Origin of the sequence: Micromonospora sp. NPDC005174 (assembly GCF_040608495.1) — a bacterium.
In the GTDB taxonomy this organism is placed as follows: domain Bacteria; phylum Actinomycetota; class Actinomycetes; order Mycobacteriales; family Micromonosporaceae; genus Micromonospora.
The window spans coordinates 1-16584 of sequence record NZ_JBEXIJ010000013.1 but is presented as its reverse complement, the minus strand read 5'-3'; the positions used below and the strand labels follow the sequence as shown (position 1 = coordinate 16584).

16 protein-coding genes are annotated in these 16584 nt (G+C 72.3%); 10 read left to right on the top strand and 6 right to left on the bottom strand.

What is annotated here, in order from left to right; translation table 11 throughout:
• Positions 1-3: 3 nt before the first annotated feature.
• Positions 4-618 (bottom strand): bacterial proteasome activator family protein, encoded by a 615-nt coding sequence (locus ABZU91_RS16365; protein ID WP_355240352.1) that lies wholly within the window; start codon positions 616-618, stop codon positions 4-6.
• 60 nt (positions 619-678) lie between these two features.
• Here ABZU91_RS16365 and ABZU91_RS16360 point away from each other — a divergent pair, with 60 nt between their 5' ends.
• Together ABZU91_RS16360 and ABZU91_RS16355 are read left to right on the top strand one after the other, a co-directional pair.
• Positions 679-1476: an alpha/beta hydrolase gene (locus ABZU91_RS16360; protein ID WP_355240349.1), complete on the top strand. Its 798-nt coding sequence runs from the start codon at positions 679-681 to the stop codon at positions 1474-1476.
• A gap of 80 nt (positions 1477-1556) precedes the next feature.
• The gene (locus ABZU91_RS16355; RefSeq protein ID WP_355240346.1) at positions 1557-2744 is read left to right on the top strand and encodes an ABC transporter substrate-binding protein; all 1188 of its coding nucleotides are present in this window, start codon (positions 1557-1559) and stop codon (positions 2742-2744) included.
• A gap of 75 nt (positions 2745-2819) precedes the next feature.
• On the opposite strand, the gene ddaH is transcribed toward ABZU91_RS16355, so the two are convergent.
• Positions 2820-3653 (bottom strand): dimethylargininase, encoded by an 834-nt coding sequence (ddaH, locus tag ABZU91_RS16350; protein ID WP_355240343.1) that lies wholly within the window; start codon positions 3651-3653, stop codon positions 2820-2822.
• A gap of 59 nt (positions 3654-3712) precedes the next feature.
• On the opposite strand from ddaH, the gene ABZU91_RS16345 reads away from it, so the two are divergent.
• Together ABZU91_RS16345 and ABZU91_RS16340 are read left to right on the top strand one after the other, a co-directional pair.
• On the top strand, positions 3713-4174 hold the full coding sequence (locus tag ABZU91_RS16345) for an Lrp/AsnC family transcriptional regulator (RefSeq protein ID WP_354814963.1): 462 nt from the start codon (positions 3713-3715) through the stop codon (positions 4172-4174).
• Positions 4175-4234: 60 nt separating this feature from the next.
• Complete coding sequence (locus ABZU91_RS16340; RefSeq protein WP_355240339.1) at positions 4235-5191, top strand: zinc-binding dehydrogenase; 957 nt, start codon at positions 4235-4237, stop codon at positions 5189-5191.
• Here the strand turns inward: ABZU91_RS16340 and ABZU91_RS16335 are convergent.
• The 3 genes from ABZU91_RS16335 to ABZU91_RS16325 form a co-directional block, all read right to left on the bottom strand.
• Positions 5188-6282: a hypothetical protein gene (locus ABZU91_RS16335; protein ID WP_355240336.1), complete on the bottom strand. Its 1095-nt coding sequence runs from the start codon at positions 6280-6282 to the stop codon at positions 5188-5190. The two genes, ABZU91_RS16340 and ABZU91_RS16335, sit on opposite strands and share 4 nt — an antisense overlap.
• Before the next feature lie 129 nt (positions 6283-6411).
• Positions 6412-6675 carry a DUF6457 domain-containing protein gene (locus ABZU91_RS16330; protein WP_355240333.1) on the bottom strand — a complete coding sequence of 88 codons (264 nt, stop codon included), beginning with the start codon at positions 6673-6675 and terminating at the stop codon, positions 6412-6414.
• On the bottom strand, positions 6672-7421 hold the full coding sequence (locus ABZU91_RS16325; RefSeq protein ID WP_355240330.1) for an NTP transferase domain-containing protein: 750 nt from the start codon (positions 7419-7421) through the stop codon (positions 6672-6674). The genes ABZU91_RS16330 and ABZU91_RS16325 overlap by 4 nt, the downstream gene beginning before the upstream one ends.
• A 133-nt stretch (positions 7422-7554) precedes the next feature.
• Here ABZU91_RS16325 and fdhD point away from each other — a divergent pair, with 133 nt between their 5' ends.
• The gene (gene fdhD / locus ABZU91_RS16320) at positions 7555-8418 is read left to right on the top strand and encodes a formate dehydrogenase accessory sulfurtransferase FdhD (protein ID WP_355240327.1); all 864 of its coding nucleotides are present in this window, start codon (positions 7555-7557) and stop codon (positions 8416-8418) included.
• Positions 8419-8560: 142 nt separating this feature from the next.
• On the opposite strand, the gene ABZU91_RS16315 is transcribed toward fdhD, so the two are convergent.
• Positions 8561-9607 (bottom strand): DUF4192 domain-containing protein, encoded by a 1047-nt coding sequence (locus ABZU91_RS16315; protein WP_355240324.1) that lies wholly within the window; start codon positions 9605-9607, stop codon positions 8561-8563.
• A gap of 152 nt (positions 9608-9759) precedes the next feature.
• On the opposite strand from ABZU91_RS16315, the gene ABZU91_RS16310 reads away from it, so the two are divergent.
• The 5 genes from ABZU91_RS16310 to ABZU91_RS16290 all read left to right on the top strand — a co-directional run bounded on the left by ABZU91_RS16310 (position 9760) and on the right by ABZU91_RS16290 (position 16454).
• Complete coding sequence (locus ABZU91_RS16310; protein WP_355240321.1) at positions 9760-10674, top strand: fructosamine kinase family protein; 915 nt, start codon at positions 9760-9762, stop codon at positions 10672-10674.
• Positions 10671-11684, top strand: a complete 1014-nt coding sequence (gene moaA / locus ABZU91_RS16305) for a GTP 3',8-cyclase MoaA (protein WP_355240318.1) — start codon at positions 10671-10673, stop codon at positions 11682-11684. Before ABZU91_RS16310 ends, moaA begins: the two co-directional genes overlap by 4 nt.
• A gap of 3 nt (positions 11685-11687) precedes the next feature.
• Positions 11688-11942, top strand: coding sequence for a MoaD/ThiS family protein (locus ABZU91_RS16300; RefSeq protein WP_355240315.1), 255 nt, complete (start codon positions 11688-11690; stop codon positions 11940-11942).
• Positions 11943-11953: 11 nt separating this feature from the next.
• On the top strand, positions 11954-13204 hold the full coding sequence (locus ABZU91_RS16295) for a metallophosphoesterase (RefSeq protein WP_355240312.1): 1251 nt from the start codon (positions 11954-11956) through the stop codon (positions 13202-13204).
• A 61-nt stretch (positions 13205-13265) separates the two neighbouring features.
• Entirely contained in the window at positions 13266-16454 is a 3189-nt protein-coding gene (locus tag ABZU91_RS16290; protein ID WP_355240309.1) for a UvrD-helicase domain-containing protein, read from the top strand.
• The last annotated feature ends 130 nt before the right edge of the window (positions 16455-16584 follow it).

Below are 16584 nucleotides of genomic sequence, written 5' to 3'. Positions count from 1 at the left end.
CCGTCAGAGGTACTGACCGGTGTTGTGACCCTCACCGCCGCCCGGCTGGCCGATGCCCGGGATGCCGGGGACGACGCCACCGGGGCCGCTGGGCAGCGCCTGGCGGCCGCCGCGCATCTGCTCCAACTGGACCCGAGCGGCCATCTGCTGGGCGACCAGGGCGGCCTGGATGCCGTGGAACAGGCCCTCCAGCCAGCCGACGAGCTGGGCGTGTGCGATGCGCAGCTCGCTCTCGCTGGGCGCCTTGTCCTCGGTGAAGGGCAGCGAGATCCGCTCCAGCTCGTCGCGCAGCTCGGGCGCGAGGCCCTCCTTCAGCTCGACGATGGAGCGCTCGTGGATCTCCCGCATCCGGTGGCGGCTGGCGTCGTCCAGCGGGGCGGCCTTGACCTCCTCCAGGAGCTGCTTGATCATGCTGCCGATCCGCATCACCTTGGCCGGCTGCTCGACCAGGCGGGTCGGGTCCTCGCCCTGCCCCTCCTCGGTCTGCACGGTGCCGATCGGCCGCCCGTCCGGACCGACCACCACCACGGTGCCGGAGTGGCCGGAGTCGTCGGGGCCGGGCTGGTCGTTCTGCTCAGCGGTCATGGGGTCCATCTTCACCCAGGCGGCGTGACCCATGCCGCCCGGGACCGACTCCCAGGACCGAACCACCCGCGCGGGGCGCGCTACCGTCTCGCCATGCCTGCCGACCCACGCGCCGTGCTGACCCGGCCCGCGCCGGCGGCGGACCTGACGGTGGCCTACGGCGACCACCCCGACCAGATTGCCGACCTGCGCCGCCCGGCGGGTGGCGGCCCGGCCCGACCGCTGGTCGTGGTGGTGCACGGCGGTTTCTGGCGGGCCGAGTACGACCGACGGCACACCGGGCCGCTGGCCGCCGCGCTGGCGGCCCAGGGGTACCCGGTAGCGCAGTTGGAGTACCGACGTACCGGGCAGCCGGGCGGTGGCTGGCCGGGCACGTTGACCGACGTCCTGGCCGGGGTCGCGGCGCTGCCGGAGTTGGTCGCCGAGGCTCTGCCCGGCCGGGTGAGCGCGTCCGCGCCGATCCTGATCGGTCATTCCGCCGGTGGCCACCTGGCGCTGTTCGCGGCGGCCAGCGCGCCGTCGACGGTGCGGGGGGTGCTGGCCCTGGCTCCGGTGGCCGATCTCGCCGAGGCGTACCGGCTGGATCTGGACTCCGGGGCGGTGGCCGCGCTGCTCGGCGGCGGCCCGGCGGAGGTGCCGGAGCGATACGCGGTAGCAGATCCACGATCATTGGTACCGATGCGGATACGCACAGTAGTTGTGCACGGCTCTCTGGATCAGCAGGTACCGGCCTCGCTGAGCCGGGATTTCGTCACAGCGACTCGTGCCGCAGGATCCGATATTTCCCTTGTCGAGCTGCCCACATGCGAGCATTTCGGGCTGATCGACCCGGAGTCTCCGGCGTGGCCCCGGCTGCTCGATGCATTGCGGTCCTTGCACGATGATCACTAGCCATTGACGCAGCGTCGCCCGAGCAGGTAGAACGCCGGTGGGGCGCTGTTCGCCCTGCAACGCTCCTGGGAAGGAATTCGGTGTCGCAGATGAATCGCAGGCGGGCGCTCCAACTGTTGGCCGCGCTCGGTACGACCGGATTCGCCGCAGCGTGCGGCTCCGACACCGACGCCCAGCCGACGCCCACCAAGGGCCCGATCAAGATCGGTCTCATCGCACCGAAGGCCGGCGGCTTCAAGTCCATCGGTGACGACATCACCAACGGCTTCCAACTCTTCCTCGACCTGCACAACCAGCAACTGGGCGGCCATCCGGTCGAGCTGCTGACGGCCGACGAGGGTGAGACCGCCAAGACCGGTAAGGCCGCCGTCGACCAGCTTCTCAAGCAGAACGTGCTGGCGCTCACCGGCGTGGTCAACTCGTCGGTGATGGTCGGCATCCGCGACACCGTCGAGGAGGCCCGAATCCCGCTCATCGGGTCCAACGCCTCGCCGAGCAGCCTGCAGAGCGTCGTCTACATCTGGCGTACCTCGTACGTGCTGGACGAAGCCGGGCGGGCGCTGGGCCGCTACCTGCGCGACCAGCTACCGGCGAACGGCCGGATCGCGATCATCGTGCCGGAGAACGTGGGCAGCCCGGACGTCGTGCGCGGCTTCCGGCAGGAGTTCGGCCCCACCGACCCGCGCATCGCGGACCCGGTCACCAACACCAACCCCACCCCGAACCCGGGCAAGACCACCTACGCGGCGGACATCGAGAAGGCCCTGCGTAAGAACCCGACCGCCGTGTTCTGCTTCTACGCGGGCGCGGCCGCCGTGGAGTTCATCAAGCAACTGCGCGACCAGTTCTCCGGACCCGTCTACGCCCCCGGCTTCCTCACCGAGGGCTCCGTGCTGGAGAGCCTGGACCGGGACGCGCTGGGCATCCAGACCGCCCTGAACTACTCGGCCGACCTCAACAGCACGTCGAACCGGGTCTTCGCCTCGGCGTACCGCAAGAAGCACCAGACCACCCCGACCACCTACGCCATGGCGTCGTACGACGCGGCACAGGTGCTCGACCAGGCGATCCAGCTGACCGGCGGGGCGCCCACCCCGCAACAGGTCAACCTTGCGCTGGGCCGGATCGGCCAGATCGACAGCCCGCGCGGCATCTGGCAGTTCAACCAGCCGCGTACCCCGCAGCAGAAGTGGTACCTGCGGGAGGTCCAGCGCGACGGTCAGGTCATGTCGAACGTGCTGATCAACGAGCTGGCCACGCTGGGCTGAGCGCCCACCAGGCGAAGCAGCAGGGGCCGGCCTCCGACGGGAGGCCGGCCCCTGCCGTACGCGGCAGTGTTCGGGTCAGTGCCGCAGTTCGGCGATGCAGCACTTCACGCTGCCGCCGCCCTTCTTCAGCTCGGCCAGCTCCACCGGGACCGGGGTGTAGCCGGCCGCCTTGAGCTTGCCGGCCAGCCGGGTCGCCTCGCTGTTGAGCACCACGTTCGCGCCGTCGCTGACCAGGTTGAGCCCGAAGGCCATGGCGTCCTCGTCGTCGGCGATCACCGCGTCCGGGAAGAGCTGCGTGAGGACCCGCTGGCTCGCCGCGGAGAACGCGCCGGGGAAGTACACGACGTTCGCGTCGTCGAGCGCGGCGAGCGCCACGTCCAGGTGGTAGAAGCGGGGGTCGATCAGCCGCAGCGACACCACCGGCCGTCCCAGCGCCTCCTGGGCCTCCGCGTGTGCCGGGATCTCGGTACGGAAGCCGTGCCCGGCCAGGATGAGCCCGCCGTGCGCCTCCGGCACGTACGCGAAGTCGCCCTCGCCCTCGTTGGTCTCGCTCGGCGCGACGAACCGCCAGCCCTGCTGCTCGTAGAACGCGTGGTGCGCGGCGGCCTCGCCGGTCCGCTGCTCGTGCTTGAACCGCGCGCCGTAGACGCTGCCGTCGACCACGAAGGCGCCGTTGGCGGCGTACACCATGTCGGGCAGCCCCGGCTCCGGCCTGAGCAGGTGCACCTCGTGGCCGAGTCCGACGAGCGTCTCGCGCAGACGGTCCCACTGCTTGACGGCCAGTTCCCGGTCCACCGGGGTGGTCACGTCCATCCACGGATTGATCGCGTACTCGACCGCGAAATGCTCGGGCGAGCACATGAGATATGTCCGCTTTCGCGGGACTCGCTGCTGGTTCACGGTCACCAACAGTAGGTATCGTTGAACTTTCGTAACAGCCACAACCATTGCTTTTCAGAGGCGGAACGTTGCAGATAGACGCCGTTGACCAGCGGATCATTGCGTTGCTCGTCGCTGATGCCCGTGCCTCGTACGCCGACATCGGCACCCGGGTGTCACTCTCCGCCCCGGCGGTCAAGCGCCGGGTCGACCGACTGCGCGCCACCGGCGTCATCCGGGGATTCACCGCCGTCGTCGACCCGGCGGCCGTCGGCTGGACCACCGAGGCGTTCGTCGAGCTGTTCTGTGCCGGCCGGACCACCCCCGCGCAGATCGGCGTGGCCGCCCGCCGTCACCCCGAGGTGGTCGGCGCGTACACCGTCTCCGGCGAAGCGGACGCGCTGGTGCACCTGCGGGCCGCCGACATCGCCCATCTCGAGGCGGCACTCGAGCGACTACGCGCCGAATCGTTCGTGACGTCCACCCGCAGCACCATCGTGCTGTCCCGGCTGGTCGAATCCCCCGGCGTCGGGCCGTCCACCGGCGCTTGACCTCAACCGAGGTTCAGGTGTTGGACTCGTGGCTTCCTGGCACGACACGAGGGAGATTCCATGCGGGCGATCTGGTTACGTGAGTTCGGCGGTCCCGAGGTCCTGACGCCCGGCCCGGCGCCGGACCCGACGCCCGGCCCCGGCCAGGTGTCGATCGACGTCGCGCACGCGAACGTCACCTTCGTCGAGACGCAGCAGCGCTCGGGGCGGCCCGGGCCGAACCGGTACACCCCGCCGATGATCCCTGGCAACGGTGTCGGCGGCATCATCACCGCCGTCGGACCGGACGTCGACCCGGCCCGCATCGGGCAACGGGTGGTCACCGCCACCGGCGGCGCCGGCGGATACGCCGAACAGGTCGTGGTGGACGCGTCCGCGCCCATCGACGTGCCGACCGGGCTGGCACTGGACGCGGCCGTGGCCCTGCTCGCCGACGGGCGTACCGCCACCATGCTCGTCGAGGCGGTCGGCGTCCGTGACGGCGACCGCGTGCTGGTCGAGGCCGCCGCCGGCGGGGTGGGGAGCATGCTCGTCCAGATCGCGACGCGGGCCGGCGCACGCGTGGTCGGTGTGGCCGGCGGACCGCGCAAGGTGGCACTGCTACCCGGGTTGGGCGCCGAAGTGGCGGTCGACTACCTGCAGCCGGAGTGGGCCGACCGCGTCCGCGAGGAGGTGGGCGAAGTCGACGTGGTGTTCGACGGCGTCGGCGGTGCGGTGGCCCGGACGGCGTTCGAGCTGCTGACCCCGGGCGGCCGGATGATCAGCTACGGGTTGGCCAGCGGCGAATGGTCCCCCGTGACGCCGGATGCCGCCGCCGAACGCCGGATCACGCTGATCCGGCCGGACGTGCCACCCGCGCGACTGCGGGCGTACACCGTCGCGGTCCTGGCGGACGCGGCGGCCGGGCAGCTCCGGCCGCTCATCGGCCAGCGCTTCCCCCTCGAACGGGCCGCCGACGCGCACGCCGCCATCGAGGGGCGGGCGACGGTCGGCAAGACCCTGCTCGACGTGAGCTAGAGATACATCCCGGTGCGGTGCTGGGAATCGTCACCGCGGACCGACTTGTCGCCCTCGCCGAAGAAGCGCTTGCCCCCGAACTCGCCGTGGAGACGATCGTCCAACTCGTCGGCGAGACCGGTCATCACCTGCACCGCCAGCATGAGATGGGTCGCCTGGAAGTTACGGCCGAAAACCGGGATCGAGGCCCAGACCGTGTCGTCGGCGCAGTACAGCCGACCGATCGGCATCCGGTTGGTCAGCTCCGACAGCTTGACGTAGAGCCGTTCGGTCGGCTCGACCTCGGTGAGGATCGGGGAGAAGACGTCCACCAGGGGCGGGTTGTCCCGCACCCGTACGAAGACCATCGCCGAGCCGGCCCGGATGGTGATGTCGCCGTCCGAGTCGATCTGCAACTGCTCGGCGTCGGACTTCAGCATCGTGGACACCACGGTGCGGACGCGCTCCGGCAGGTCGAGCACGTCGTCCCGGTCGGCGGCCGCCTCGGCCAGCGCCTCCTGGAGGTCACTCTCGACGTCGGCGTCCGGCCCGAACTCGCTGCGCGCCGTGCCCAACGGCTCCACGGCCAACGGCTCACCCTCGGCGTCGTGCACGAGGTAGACGAGGAAGGCCGGGTGCGGTGCGCCGTACACGTCGCGCAGCGTCCGGGACAGCAGCGGAGCGATCCGGTTGACGTCCGCCGCCGTGCCGTCCAGGCCGAACGAACCCCCGGAGCCGGCCACCACGCCGGGCGGAGACCAGCCGAGCGCCACCATGTCCGCCACCGCGGCGCGGTCCAGCCGGTAGCCCTGCGGCAGGGCCGCGTTACCGACCGCCCGGGCGGAGAGCCCGCCGTCGTCGGCCGCGTCGACGCTGATCGAGTAGACGGCGTCCCCCGTACCGGAGGCGGTGGGGTCGAGGGTCAGTTCGAGGTGCGCGCCGGCCGGCAACTCCCGCAGCCGCAGGGCGAGCATCCGGGAGAACTCCCGCCATGCCTCCGTCACCTTGGCGCGCAGGTCGGTGGTGCTGGGTCCGTCGAGCAGGATCGACTCCGCCGGCTCGGATGTACCGCCGGGCTCTCCGTCCGACGCCGAGGGGTGGTCAGCCGTCATGATCGCCTCCGTCCGTTCCGATCACCCTACCCACGCGCTCCGGACGTCGAATCAGCCCGGACCGGGATCGGACACCGGCCGTCGTCCCGCACCGGAGACGGCCACGTCCTCCGTGCCCGGCGCGGCAGGTCAGGACGTGGGATCGGCGAGTTCGGCGTCCAGCCGGACCGGCCAGTCGGCCGCGAGAGCGCTGAGCCGGGCCGCCGCATCCGCCGGGTCGGCGCCGCGACCGACAGCCACCCCGAGGAGGTACGCGCTGACCGGCGCACCGGGTCGCACCACCTGGTGGGCAACGTCGCGGGCCAGGTCCAGCACCGCCGACACGGGCACCTCGGTCGGGTCCAGACCCACCTCGGCGCAGACCGCCGTGACCCAGTCGTCCAACACCGTCATCGCACCCACTCCTCCGCCCGGCGTACGTCCTCGTCAGTGTCGCAGTCGAACCACGGCGGTGGACCGTCACCGGCCCACGGCACCTCGCGGATCGCCAGACCGGCGAACAGCGCCCGCATCGAGGCACCGGCCAGACTGCCGCCCCGTTCGGCGGCCAGCCGCAGCAGCCCGGCCCGCAGCGCCTCGACCCGCCACACCCCACAGAGTGACTGCCGCCGGCCGTTCGCGTCGACGAAGCACACCCCGTCAGCCGGCCACTCGCGGTCGGGGACAGCGCCGACTCGCCGGCCGGACGGGTTGTCAGCCGGGGCTCGCTGACTGGACAGGCTGCCGGCCGGGGCGGCGGATGCCGGGCTGCCAGCCAGGGCTTGCGGGCTGGACAGGCTGTCGGGTCGGGCAGCGACGGGCGGGGCGAGGTGGTCGAGCAGGTCGCCGATCGCGGCGCGGGTGAGCAGCGGCAGGTCGGCGGCGAGCAGCGCGACAAGCGTCGTGTCGGGGTCGAGCAGCGCCAAGCCGGCCGCCGTCGCGGCGACGGGTCCGCCTCCGGGAGGATCCTCGCGGGTCACCCGTACGCCGTCCGTGACGCCGCCACCGGGACCGACCAGCACGCGGGGCGCGGCGTCGCCGACCGCAGCCAGCACCCGGTCACGCATCGATCGGCCGCCGACCGGAAGCGCGGGCTTGTCCACCCCGCCCATCCGTCGGGCGGCCCCACCCGCGAGCACCACGGCGGCGTACGTCCCCACCCGGTCACGGTAGCCGTGCCGACGCTCGACCGCCCGGTGTCGGCGCGTACCTGGCGCGGTCTGCCCGCTTGCTCACGGTGCCCGATGACCGGCGGCCGTGCGGGCGTGCCGGTGTGGGGTGCAGGATGGCGGGATGGGACGGGCGACTGACCGACGGCGCGTACTGCGGATCGACCTGGACGCGGCCGACGGGCGCGCAGCCGTCCGGCGGCCCGACAACCTCTCGGTGGAGGAGCCGCTGGAGATCCGGGTCGGCCCGGCCGGCCCGGGTCGACGCAAGCCGCTCGCCGTCACCATGCGCACCCCCGGGGACGACCTGGACCTGGCGATCGGTTTCCTGCTGACCGAGGGGCTGATCCGCTCGACCGACGATGTGCTGACCGCGCAGCTCTGCGCCGGCGCGGAGACCCCGAACACGTACAACGTGGTGGACGTGGTGCTCGCCCCCGGCGCGCCGGAGCCGACCACCGACCCGTCCCGGAACTTCTACACGACCAGTTCCTGCGGGGTCTGCGGCAAGGCCAGCATCGACGCGATCCGGACGCGGTCGCTGTTCGACGTCACGGCGGACCCGCTCGCCGTGCCGGCCGCGCTCCTCGCCGAACTGCCCGACCGGCTGCGTGCCGCCCAGCGCGCCTTCGACCGTACCGGCGGGTTGCACGCGGCAGGACTGTTCACGTCGGCCGGTGAGCTGGTCGTGCTCCGGGAGGACGTCGGTCGGCACAACGCCGTGGACAAGGTGATCGGCTGGGCGGTACGGGAACGCCGCCTGCCGTTGGCCGGGCATCTGCTGCTCGTGTCCGGCCGGGCGAGCTTCGAGCTGACCCAGAAGGCGTGGATGGCGGGCCTGCCGTTGCTGGCCGCGGTGTCCGCGCCGAGCACTCTCGCCGTCGAGCTGGCCGAGGAGGCGGGGATGACGCTCGTCGGCTTCCTGCGCGGCCCGACGATGAACGTCTACGCCGGGGCGCAGAGGATCACGGTCGACCAGGCGGCCTGACCCGAGCGGTGGTCCACACCAGTTCGCCGATCTGGGGCCATCCAGACGCCTCGAAACCCCCACCTCGCCGACCTGGAGTCGATCAACGCAGGACGCCGCCGCCTGCTCGGGGGCTCGCGAGCCGGGGCGCGGAGCGCGCGGGTCAGCGGCGGCCACGTCGGCGCCGCTTGCGGGGACGGACCACGCCGGGCATACCGACCGCAGGCCAGCCGTCCAGCTCGGAGGGTGGCACCCCGCGCCGGAGCAGGTCGTCCAGGAGCAGGGCCAGCGAGTAGTCGGGGTGCAGGCTCAACGTCCGTTCCAGCGCGACCGCCGCCAACGCCCCCTGCCCCGCCCGCCAGGCCGCGAACGCCAGCAGCGCGCCCGGTGCGGCGGTCAACTCCGGCTCGGCCCGGCGCAGCACGTCGGTCCAGAGGTCGATGTCCCGGTCGCGGCCGTCGGTGCGTTCCCAGGCGTGGTCCCGCACCGGCAGGTGACTGAGCAGCAGGCTGAGCCAGGCGAGCTCGTCGTCGTCGAGCCGTTCGCCACGCCGCTGTCGACGTTGCGCCTCGCGGACGGCCGCCACCCCGGCGGAACGCAGTGCCCGCCCGCCGAGGAGGTCGCTGGTGGGGGCCTGCCCGATCAGCTCGACCAGTCGTCGTTCGGCCCGGACGGTGGCCGCGTGCAGGGCCTCGCGGGCCGGGCCGTCGACCGGCGACACCTGCGCCACGAGGGCCGCCCGGTCGGGGAGCGCGACCTGGCCGGCGAACACGGCCGACGCGGTCACCGGATTGGCCTGCGGGTCGTAGCGCCGACCCTCGGGCGGGCAGCAGTCCGCCTCGGTACACAGGTAGGACCACCACCGGCCGTCGGTCACCCGCAGCGCGTCGAGCACCTTCAGGCCGGCCGCCGTCAGGGCGGCTCGCACCGCGTCCACGCTCGGGGTCACCTTCTCGGGTGGCCCGTAGCCGACCACGGTGGCGGCCTCCGCCCCCTGCCGGTGGATCACACCGGCCAGGTGTCGGGCGCGGTCGACCAGGTCCGCCGAGGGGTCGGGCAGATCGGCGCGGGCGGCGAAGATGATCTGCCGGCCGCGCAGCGCCACCGCGACCACGCTGTCGGCGGGGTGGAAGCCGAGCAGGTACGGCACGGCGGCGATCAGGTCGGCGGGCGAGCGGACGGAGAGCTTCGCACGGTCGGTCGAGGTCATGCAGGAAGGCTGCGTCCGAGCCGCGAAGCCTTCCAGACCCTGTGGATGACACGCGGTCTGTCCACAGCTACGGAACGTATTCATGCAGGTGGGCGTCATTCGGTGTGCCGACAAGACACCGCAGTGTCATGGGCAGCGGCTACCGTGCGCTGATGGACCTGGCGTACCTGCGCGCGAACCCGGCACACCTGCCGACGTTCCGGACCCATCAGCGGCTCCGGGAGACGCCGGTCGCCGGTGGCAACATCTGCGCCGCCGCCCGGCTCACTCTGGACGACGGCCACTCCGTCTTCGCCAAGTCCTGGCCGGAGAGGGCCGACCGGCCGGCGCCCGAGGGCTTCTTCGCTGCCGAGGCCGCCGGGCTGCGGTGGCTGCGGGAGGCCGAGGCGATCGGCGTACCCGAGGTGATCGTGGCGTTGCCCGACCTGTTGGCGCTCGACTGGGTGGAGCCCGGCGAGCCGACGCCGGAGGCCGCCGAACGCTTCGGTCGGGAGCTGGCCGCCCTGCACCGGGCCGGCGCGCCGACCTTCGGGGCGCCGTGGGCCGGCTTCATCGGCGCCCTCGGGCAGGACAACACCCCCGACGACGGTCCCTGGTCGACGTGGTTCGCGCGGCGCCGACTCAACCCCTATCTGCGCCTGTCGGTTGACGGCGGTGCGTTGACCAGCAGCGATGCCGCGCTGATCGAGCGGGTGATCGGGCGGATCGGTGAGTTCGGCGGGGACGAGCCGGCGGCTCGCATCCACGGCGACCTGTGGCCGGGCAACGTGCTGTGGGGCCTCGACGATCGGGCCTGGCTCATCGACCCGGCGGCGCACGGCGGGCACCGCGAGACGGACCTCGCCCAACTCGCGCTCTTCGGTGGTGTCGCGCACCTCGACCGGGTGCTGGCCGCGTACCGGGAGGACTGGCCGTTGACCGATGGCTGGCGCGATCGGGTGCCTCTTCATCAGCTGCATCTGCTGCTCGTGCACACCGCACTGTTCGGTTCCGGCTACCGCGATGCGGTTGTCCAGGTCGCCCGAGCCGCCCTCAGCGGCGTCGAGCGCGCTACGGTCGACCGGTGAGTGTCGCCCCAGGCGCCGACGGCGTCCTCGTCGACCGGTACGGCCGCGTCGCGCGCGACCTGCGCGTGTCGCTCACCGACAAGTGCAACCTGCGGTGCACGTACTGCATGCCGGCCGAGGGGCTGCCCTGGTTGGCCGGCCCCGACCTGCTCACCGACGAGGAGATCGTCCGGCTGGTCCGGGTGGCCGTCGAGCAGCTCGGCGTGACCGAGGTGCGCTTCACCGGCGGGGAGCCGTTGATCCGACCCGGCCTGCTCGGCATCGTGGCCGCGGTGGCCGCCCTCGACCCCCGTCCCCGGATCTCGCTCACCACGAACGGCATCGGCCTGGACCGGCTGGCACCCGCGCTGCGGACGGCCGGCCTGGACCGGGTGAACGTCTCGCTGGACACACTGGACGCGGCCCGCTTCACCCAGCTCACCCGCCGCCCCCGCCTCGACGCGGTGCTGGCCGGGCTCGCCGGGGCGGCGGCCGCAGGCCTTGAGCCTGTGAAGATCAACTCGGTGTTGATGCGCGGGGTCAACGAGGACGAGGCGCCGGCTCTGCTCCGCTTCGCACTCGAGCACGGTTACCACCTGCGGATCATCGAGCAGATGCCGCTGGACGCGCAGCACGGCTGGGACCGGAGCACGATGGTCACCGCCGAGGAGATCCTGGCGAGTCTCCGTACCCAGTTCGATCTCAGCCCTGATCCGGCCGAGCGCGGCGCGGCACCGGCCGAGACCTGGTTGGTCGACGGCGGCCCGGCCCGGGTCGGCGTGATCGCCAGCGTCACCAGGCCCTTCTGCGGCGACTGCGACCGGACCCGGCTGACCGCCGACGGTCAGGTCCGCGCCTGCCTGTTCGCCACCGAGGAGTCCGACCTGCGGGCGGCGCTGCGCAACGGCACCACCGACGACGAGTTGGCGCGGCGGTGGCGCACCGCGATGTGGGGCAAACGCGCCGGCCACGGCATCGACGATCCCACCTTCCTCCAGCCGACCCGGCCGATGTCCGCGATCGGGGGCTGATCCGTGGAGCCGAGGCCGTTGACCGTCCGCTATTTCGCGGGGGCGCGCGCCGCCGCCGGCCGGTCCGAGGAGGTCACCCCCGCCGGCCGGTCACTCGACGACCTGACCGCCGAGCTGGCCCAGCGGCACGGCGACCGTCTCGCCGCCGTACTGCGCGTGGCCAGTTTCCTCGTGGACGGCGTCACCTGCCATGATCGTCGGGCACCCCTGCCGAGCGGGGCCACGATCGATGTCCTGCCGCCGTTCGCGGGCGGCTGAGGGGGGCGCACATGTTGGCGGTTCTGGGGTTCATGGGCGTCCTGGCGCTGGTCACCGGCCTGATCCACCTCTATCTGTGGAAGCGTCTGATCCGGGACACCACCACGCCGGGTCGCTGGCGGCGGGTCGGCGGGATCGCCGCCCTCGTGCTGGCGGTTCTCGTACCGGCCACCCTCGTCGGGACGCAGGCCGGCTTCTACTGGCTCGCCTGGCCGGGCTACCTGTGGCTCGCCGTCATGTTCTACCTGCTGGTCATGCTGGTCGTGCTGGAAGTGCCGATGCTTGTCGCGCGGCTGGTGCTGCGCCGCCGGGTGACCGCCGCCGAGCCGACCGCCGCCGCGCCCGAGCCGGTGCTGGTCGGAGCCGCCGGGCCCGCCGATCCGCCGGCCAGCGGCGCGGTAGCGGCACCGGACCACGACCCGGGCCGCCGCCTGCTGCTGGCCCGCGGGGCGGCCATCTTCGCCGGTCTCACCGCCACCGGCATCACGGGGTACGGCGTCCGCACGGCGCTCGGTCCGCCCCACCTCGACCGGGTGCAGATCCCCCTGGCGAAGCTTCCCCGCAGCATGGACGGCCTGCGTATCGCCACCGTCTCCGACATCCACCTGGGCCCCCTGCGGGGCCGGGCGCACACCGAACGGATCGTCGCCGCGATCAACCGCCTCGACGCGGACCTGGTCGCGGTCGTCGGCGACCTGGTCGACGGCTCGGTCGCCGAGTTGGGCACGGCCGCCACCCCGCTGCGGGACCTGCGCTCCCGGTACGGCAACTTCTTCGTCACCGGTAACCACGAGTACTACTCCGGGGTCGAGGAGTGGGTCCAGGAGGTGGACCGGCTGGGCCTGCGGGTGCTACAGAACCGTCGGCAGGAGATCCAGGCCCGGGGCGGTGTGCTCGACCTGGCCGGCGTCAACGACCTGAACGCGGACCCCAAGGGCACCGGCCTGGCCGCCGGACCGGACTTCGAGGCCGCCCTCGGTGACCGCGACCCGAACCGTCCGGTCGTCCTGCTCGCGCACCAACCCCTCGCCGCGAAGCAGGCGGCCCGCTACGGCGTCGACCTGCAACTCTCCGGGCACACGCACGGCGGCCAGGTGGTGCCGTTCAACCTGGTCGTCAAGCTTGAGCAGCCGGTGGTCAGCGGCCTCGGTGAGGTCGACGGCACCAAGGTCTACGTGACCAACGGCGCCGGTTTCTGGGGTCCGCCCGTGCGGGTGGGGGCCGAGCCGCAGATCAGCCTCGTGGAGTTGCGCTCGGCATAGCGGACGTCACGTCCGCGCGTGGCGGAAGGCGGGCCGCGTAGCGGGCGTGACAGGATGCGGCGTGCCTCCGTTCAGCGCCGTACCCCCCGGTGGCCTCCCTCCCTTCGTCGCGGACCTGCACATCCACTCGAAGTACTCGCGCGCGTGCAGCCGCGACCTGACCCTGCCGACCCTGGGTTGGTGGGCGCGGCGCAAGGGCATCGCGCTGCTCGGCACCGGCGATTTCACCCACCCCGCCTGGTACGACCACCTGGTCGAGACGCTGCGGCCGGCCGAGCCGGGGCTCTACCGGCTCGACCCGGAGGCGGAGCGCGACATCGCCCGCCGGCTGCCGCCACGACTCGCGGGCACGACCGACGCGGACGCGATCCGGTTCATGCTGAGCGTGGAGATCTCCACGATCTACAAGCGGGACGACCGCACCCGCAAGGTGCACCACCTGATCTACCTGCCCGACCTGGAGGCGGTGGCCCGCTTCAACACCGCTCTCGGCCGGATCGGCAACCTGGGCTCCGACGGCCGGCCGATCCTCGGTCTGGACTCGCGGGACCTGTTGGAGATCACCCTGGAAGCCAGTCCGGACGGTTACCTCGTGCCGGCGCACATCTGGACGCCGTGGTTCTCCGCACTGGGCTCGAAGTCCGGCTTCGACGCGATCGCCGACTGCTACGCGGACCTGGCCGACCACATCTTCGCCGTGGAGACCGGCCTCTCGTCCGACCCGGCGATGAACTGGCGGGTCGGCAGTCTGGACGGCTACCAACTCGTCTCCAACTCGGACGCGCACTCGCCGCCGGCTCTCGGCCGGGAGGCGACCGTGCTGACCGCCGAGCGGAACTACTTCGCCATCCGCGAGGCCCTGCGCACCGGCGACGGCCTTGCCGGAACCATCGAGTTCTTTCCGGAGGAGGGCAAGTACCACGCGGACGGGCACCGACTGTGCGGAGTCACCTGGTCGCCGGAACGGACGAGGGCCGCTGGAGGGCTCTGCCCGGAGTGCGGCAAGCCGCTCACCGTGGGTGTCCTCAGCCGCATCGAGGAGCTGGCCGACCGAGCCGAAGGGCACCGGCCGGCACACGCCCGGGACGTCACCCACCTGGTGCCGCTCGCCGAGATCCTTGGCGAGATCAACAAGGTGGGCGCCCGGTCGAAGAAGGTCGAGGGGCGACTCAACGAGCTGCTCGCCGCACTCGGCCCCGAGTTGGAGATCCTGACGACGACGCCGTTGTCCGACATCGCGCAGACCGGCGGTGAACTGCTCGCCGAGGGCATCGGGCGGCTACGGCAGGGCGACGTACGCCGGGTTCCGGGGTACGACGGCGAATACGGGGTGATCACGCTGTTCGATCCTGCGGAGTTGGGTGCGGGCACGGCACAGGAGACGCTGTTCGACGTACCCGTGCCGGCGCAACGACGGCCGACGGAGCCGGCGGCTCGCGCGACGGCCAAGCGCCCGGCGGCGGCCAAGGCGGAGCCGAAGCGCAAGCCGGCCCCGCCTCCCGCGCCACCGATCGCGCCGCCGCCGTCACCGCACGAACCGTTCGAGCCGATGCTCTCCGGGATGGAGGAGGTCGGCACCGGCCTGCTGGACCGGCTGGACGCCATGCAGCGGGTGGCGGCGTCCGCTCCCGGCGGACCGCTGCTCATCGTGGCCGGCCCGGGTACCGGCAAGACCCGGACGTTGACCCACCGGATCGCGTACCTCTGCGCGGAGCTGAACGTCTTTCCCGAGCACTGCCTCGCGATCACGTTCACCCACCGCGCGGCCGAGGAGTTACAGCACCGCCTCGACGGGCTGCTCGGCCCGGTCGCCGAGGACGTCACCGTGGGCACGTTCCACGCGTTGGGGCTGACCATCCTGCGGGAGAACGCCGACGCGGCGGGCCTTCCGGCCGGTTTCCGGATCGCCGACGACGCCGAGCGGGCGGCGGCGAGGTCGGAGGCCGGCGACGATCTCGCCGGCTACACAGCGCTGCTGCGCAAGCAGGACCTGGTCGACCTGGACGAGCTGGTGAGCGTCCCGGTGGAGCTGTTGCGAACCGACCGGAAGCTGGTCGAGCGGTACCGGGACCGCTGGCGGTGGATCTTCGTCGACGAGTACCAGGACGTCGACGCGGTGCAGTACGAGCTGCTGCGGCTACTCAGCCCCGCCGACGGCAACCTCTGCGCCATCGGTGACCCGGATCAGGCGATCTACTCCTTCCGGGGTGCCGACGTCGGCTACTTCCTGCGCTTCTCACAGGACTTCACGGACGCCCGGCTCGTCCGGCTCAACCGCAACTACCGCTCGTCGGCGCCGATTCTGGCGGCCGCCGTGCAGGCCATCGCGCCGTCGTCGCTGGTCCAGGGTCGGCGACTGGATCCGGCACGGCTCGACCCGGAGGCACCGCTGGTCGGCCGGTACCCGGCGTCGTCCGTGGCCGACGAAGCCGACTTCGTGGTCCGGACGGTCGACGAACTGGTCGGCGGGCTGTCCCACCGATCCCTCGACTCGGGTCGGATCGACGGCCGGTCCACGACGCTGTCGTTCTCCGACATCGCCGTGCTGTACCGCACCGACGCGCAGGCCGCCCCGATCGTGGACGCCCTGACCCGGGCCAACATCCCCGTGCAGAAGCGCTCGCACGACCGGCTGCGGGACCGGCCGGGGGTGGCGGTGATCGCTCGCGAGCTGCGGCACGCCGACGGGTTGGCCGGGTCGCTGGCGGCCCGGGTACGGCTGGCCGGCCAGGTGGTCGCCGAGCGGTTCGCGGTGCCCACCCTGGACGGCACGGGTGGCGCCGTCCGCCCCGAGGACGTCCGCTCCGCGGTGGACCTGCTGACCCCGCTGGCGCAGCGCTGCGGCGACGACGTGGAGGCGTTCCTGTCGCAGTTGGGCACCGGCGCCGAGGTGGATGCGCTCGACCCGCGTGCGGAGGCGGTCACCCTGCTGACGCTGCACGCCGCGAAGGGCCTCGAATTCCCGGTGGTGTTCCTGGTCGGCGTCGAGGACGGGCTGCTGCCGCTGCGCTGGCCCGGTTCGGCGCCCGACGAGGACGCCGTCGCCGAGGAGCGCCGACTCTTCTTCGTCGGCCTGACCCGGGCCCAGGACCGCCTGTACGTCAGTCACGCCGCCCGCCGGACCCGCCACGGCAAGGAGCGCGACTGCACACCCTCGCCGTTCCTCACCGCTGTCGACCCGGGCCTGTTCGAGCGGTTCGGCGAGACCGAACCCCGCCGCCCCAAGGACCGCCAGCTTCGCCTGATCTGACCCCCTCTGCGGTGGACCTTCCGTCGATCATGAAGTTGTTGCCTCGACACGCCGATACGGCTGGCAACAACTTCATCCCCGACAAGCCGGAGAAGCTGGCGAAGTTCCGCGACCGCGACGCCATCACCTT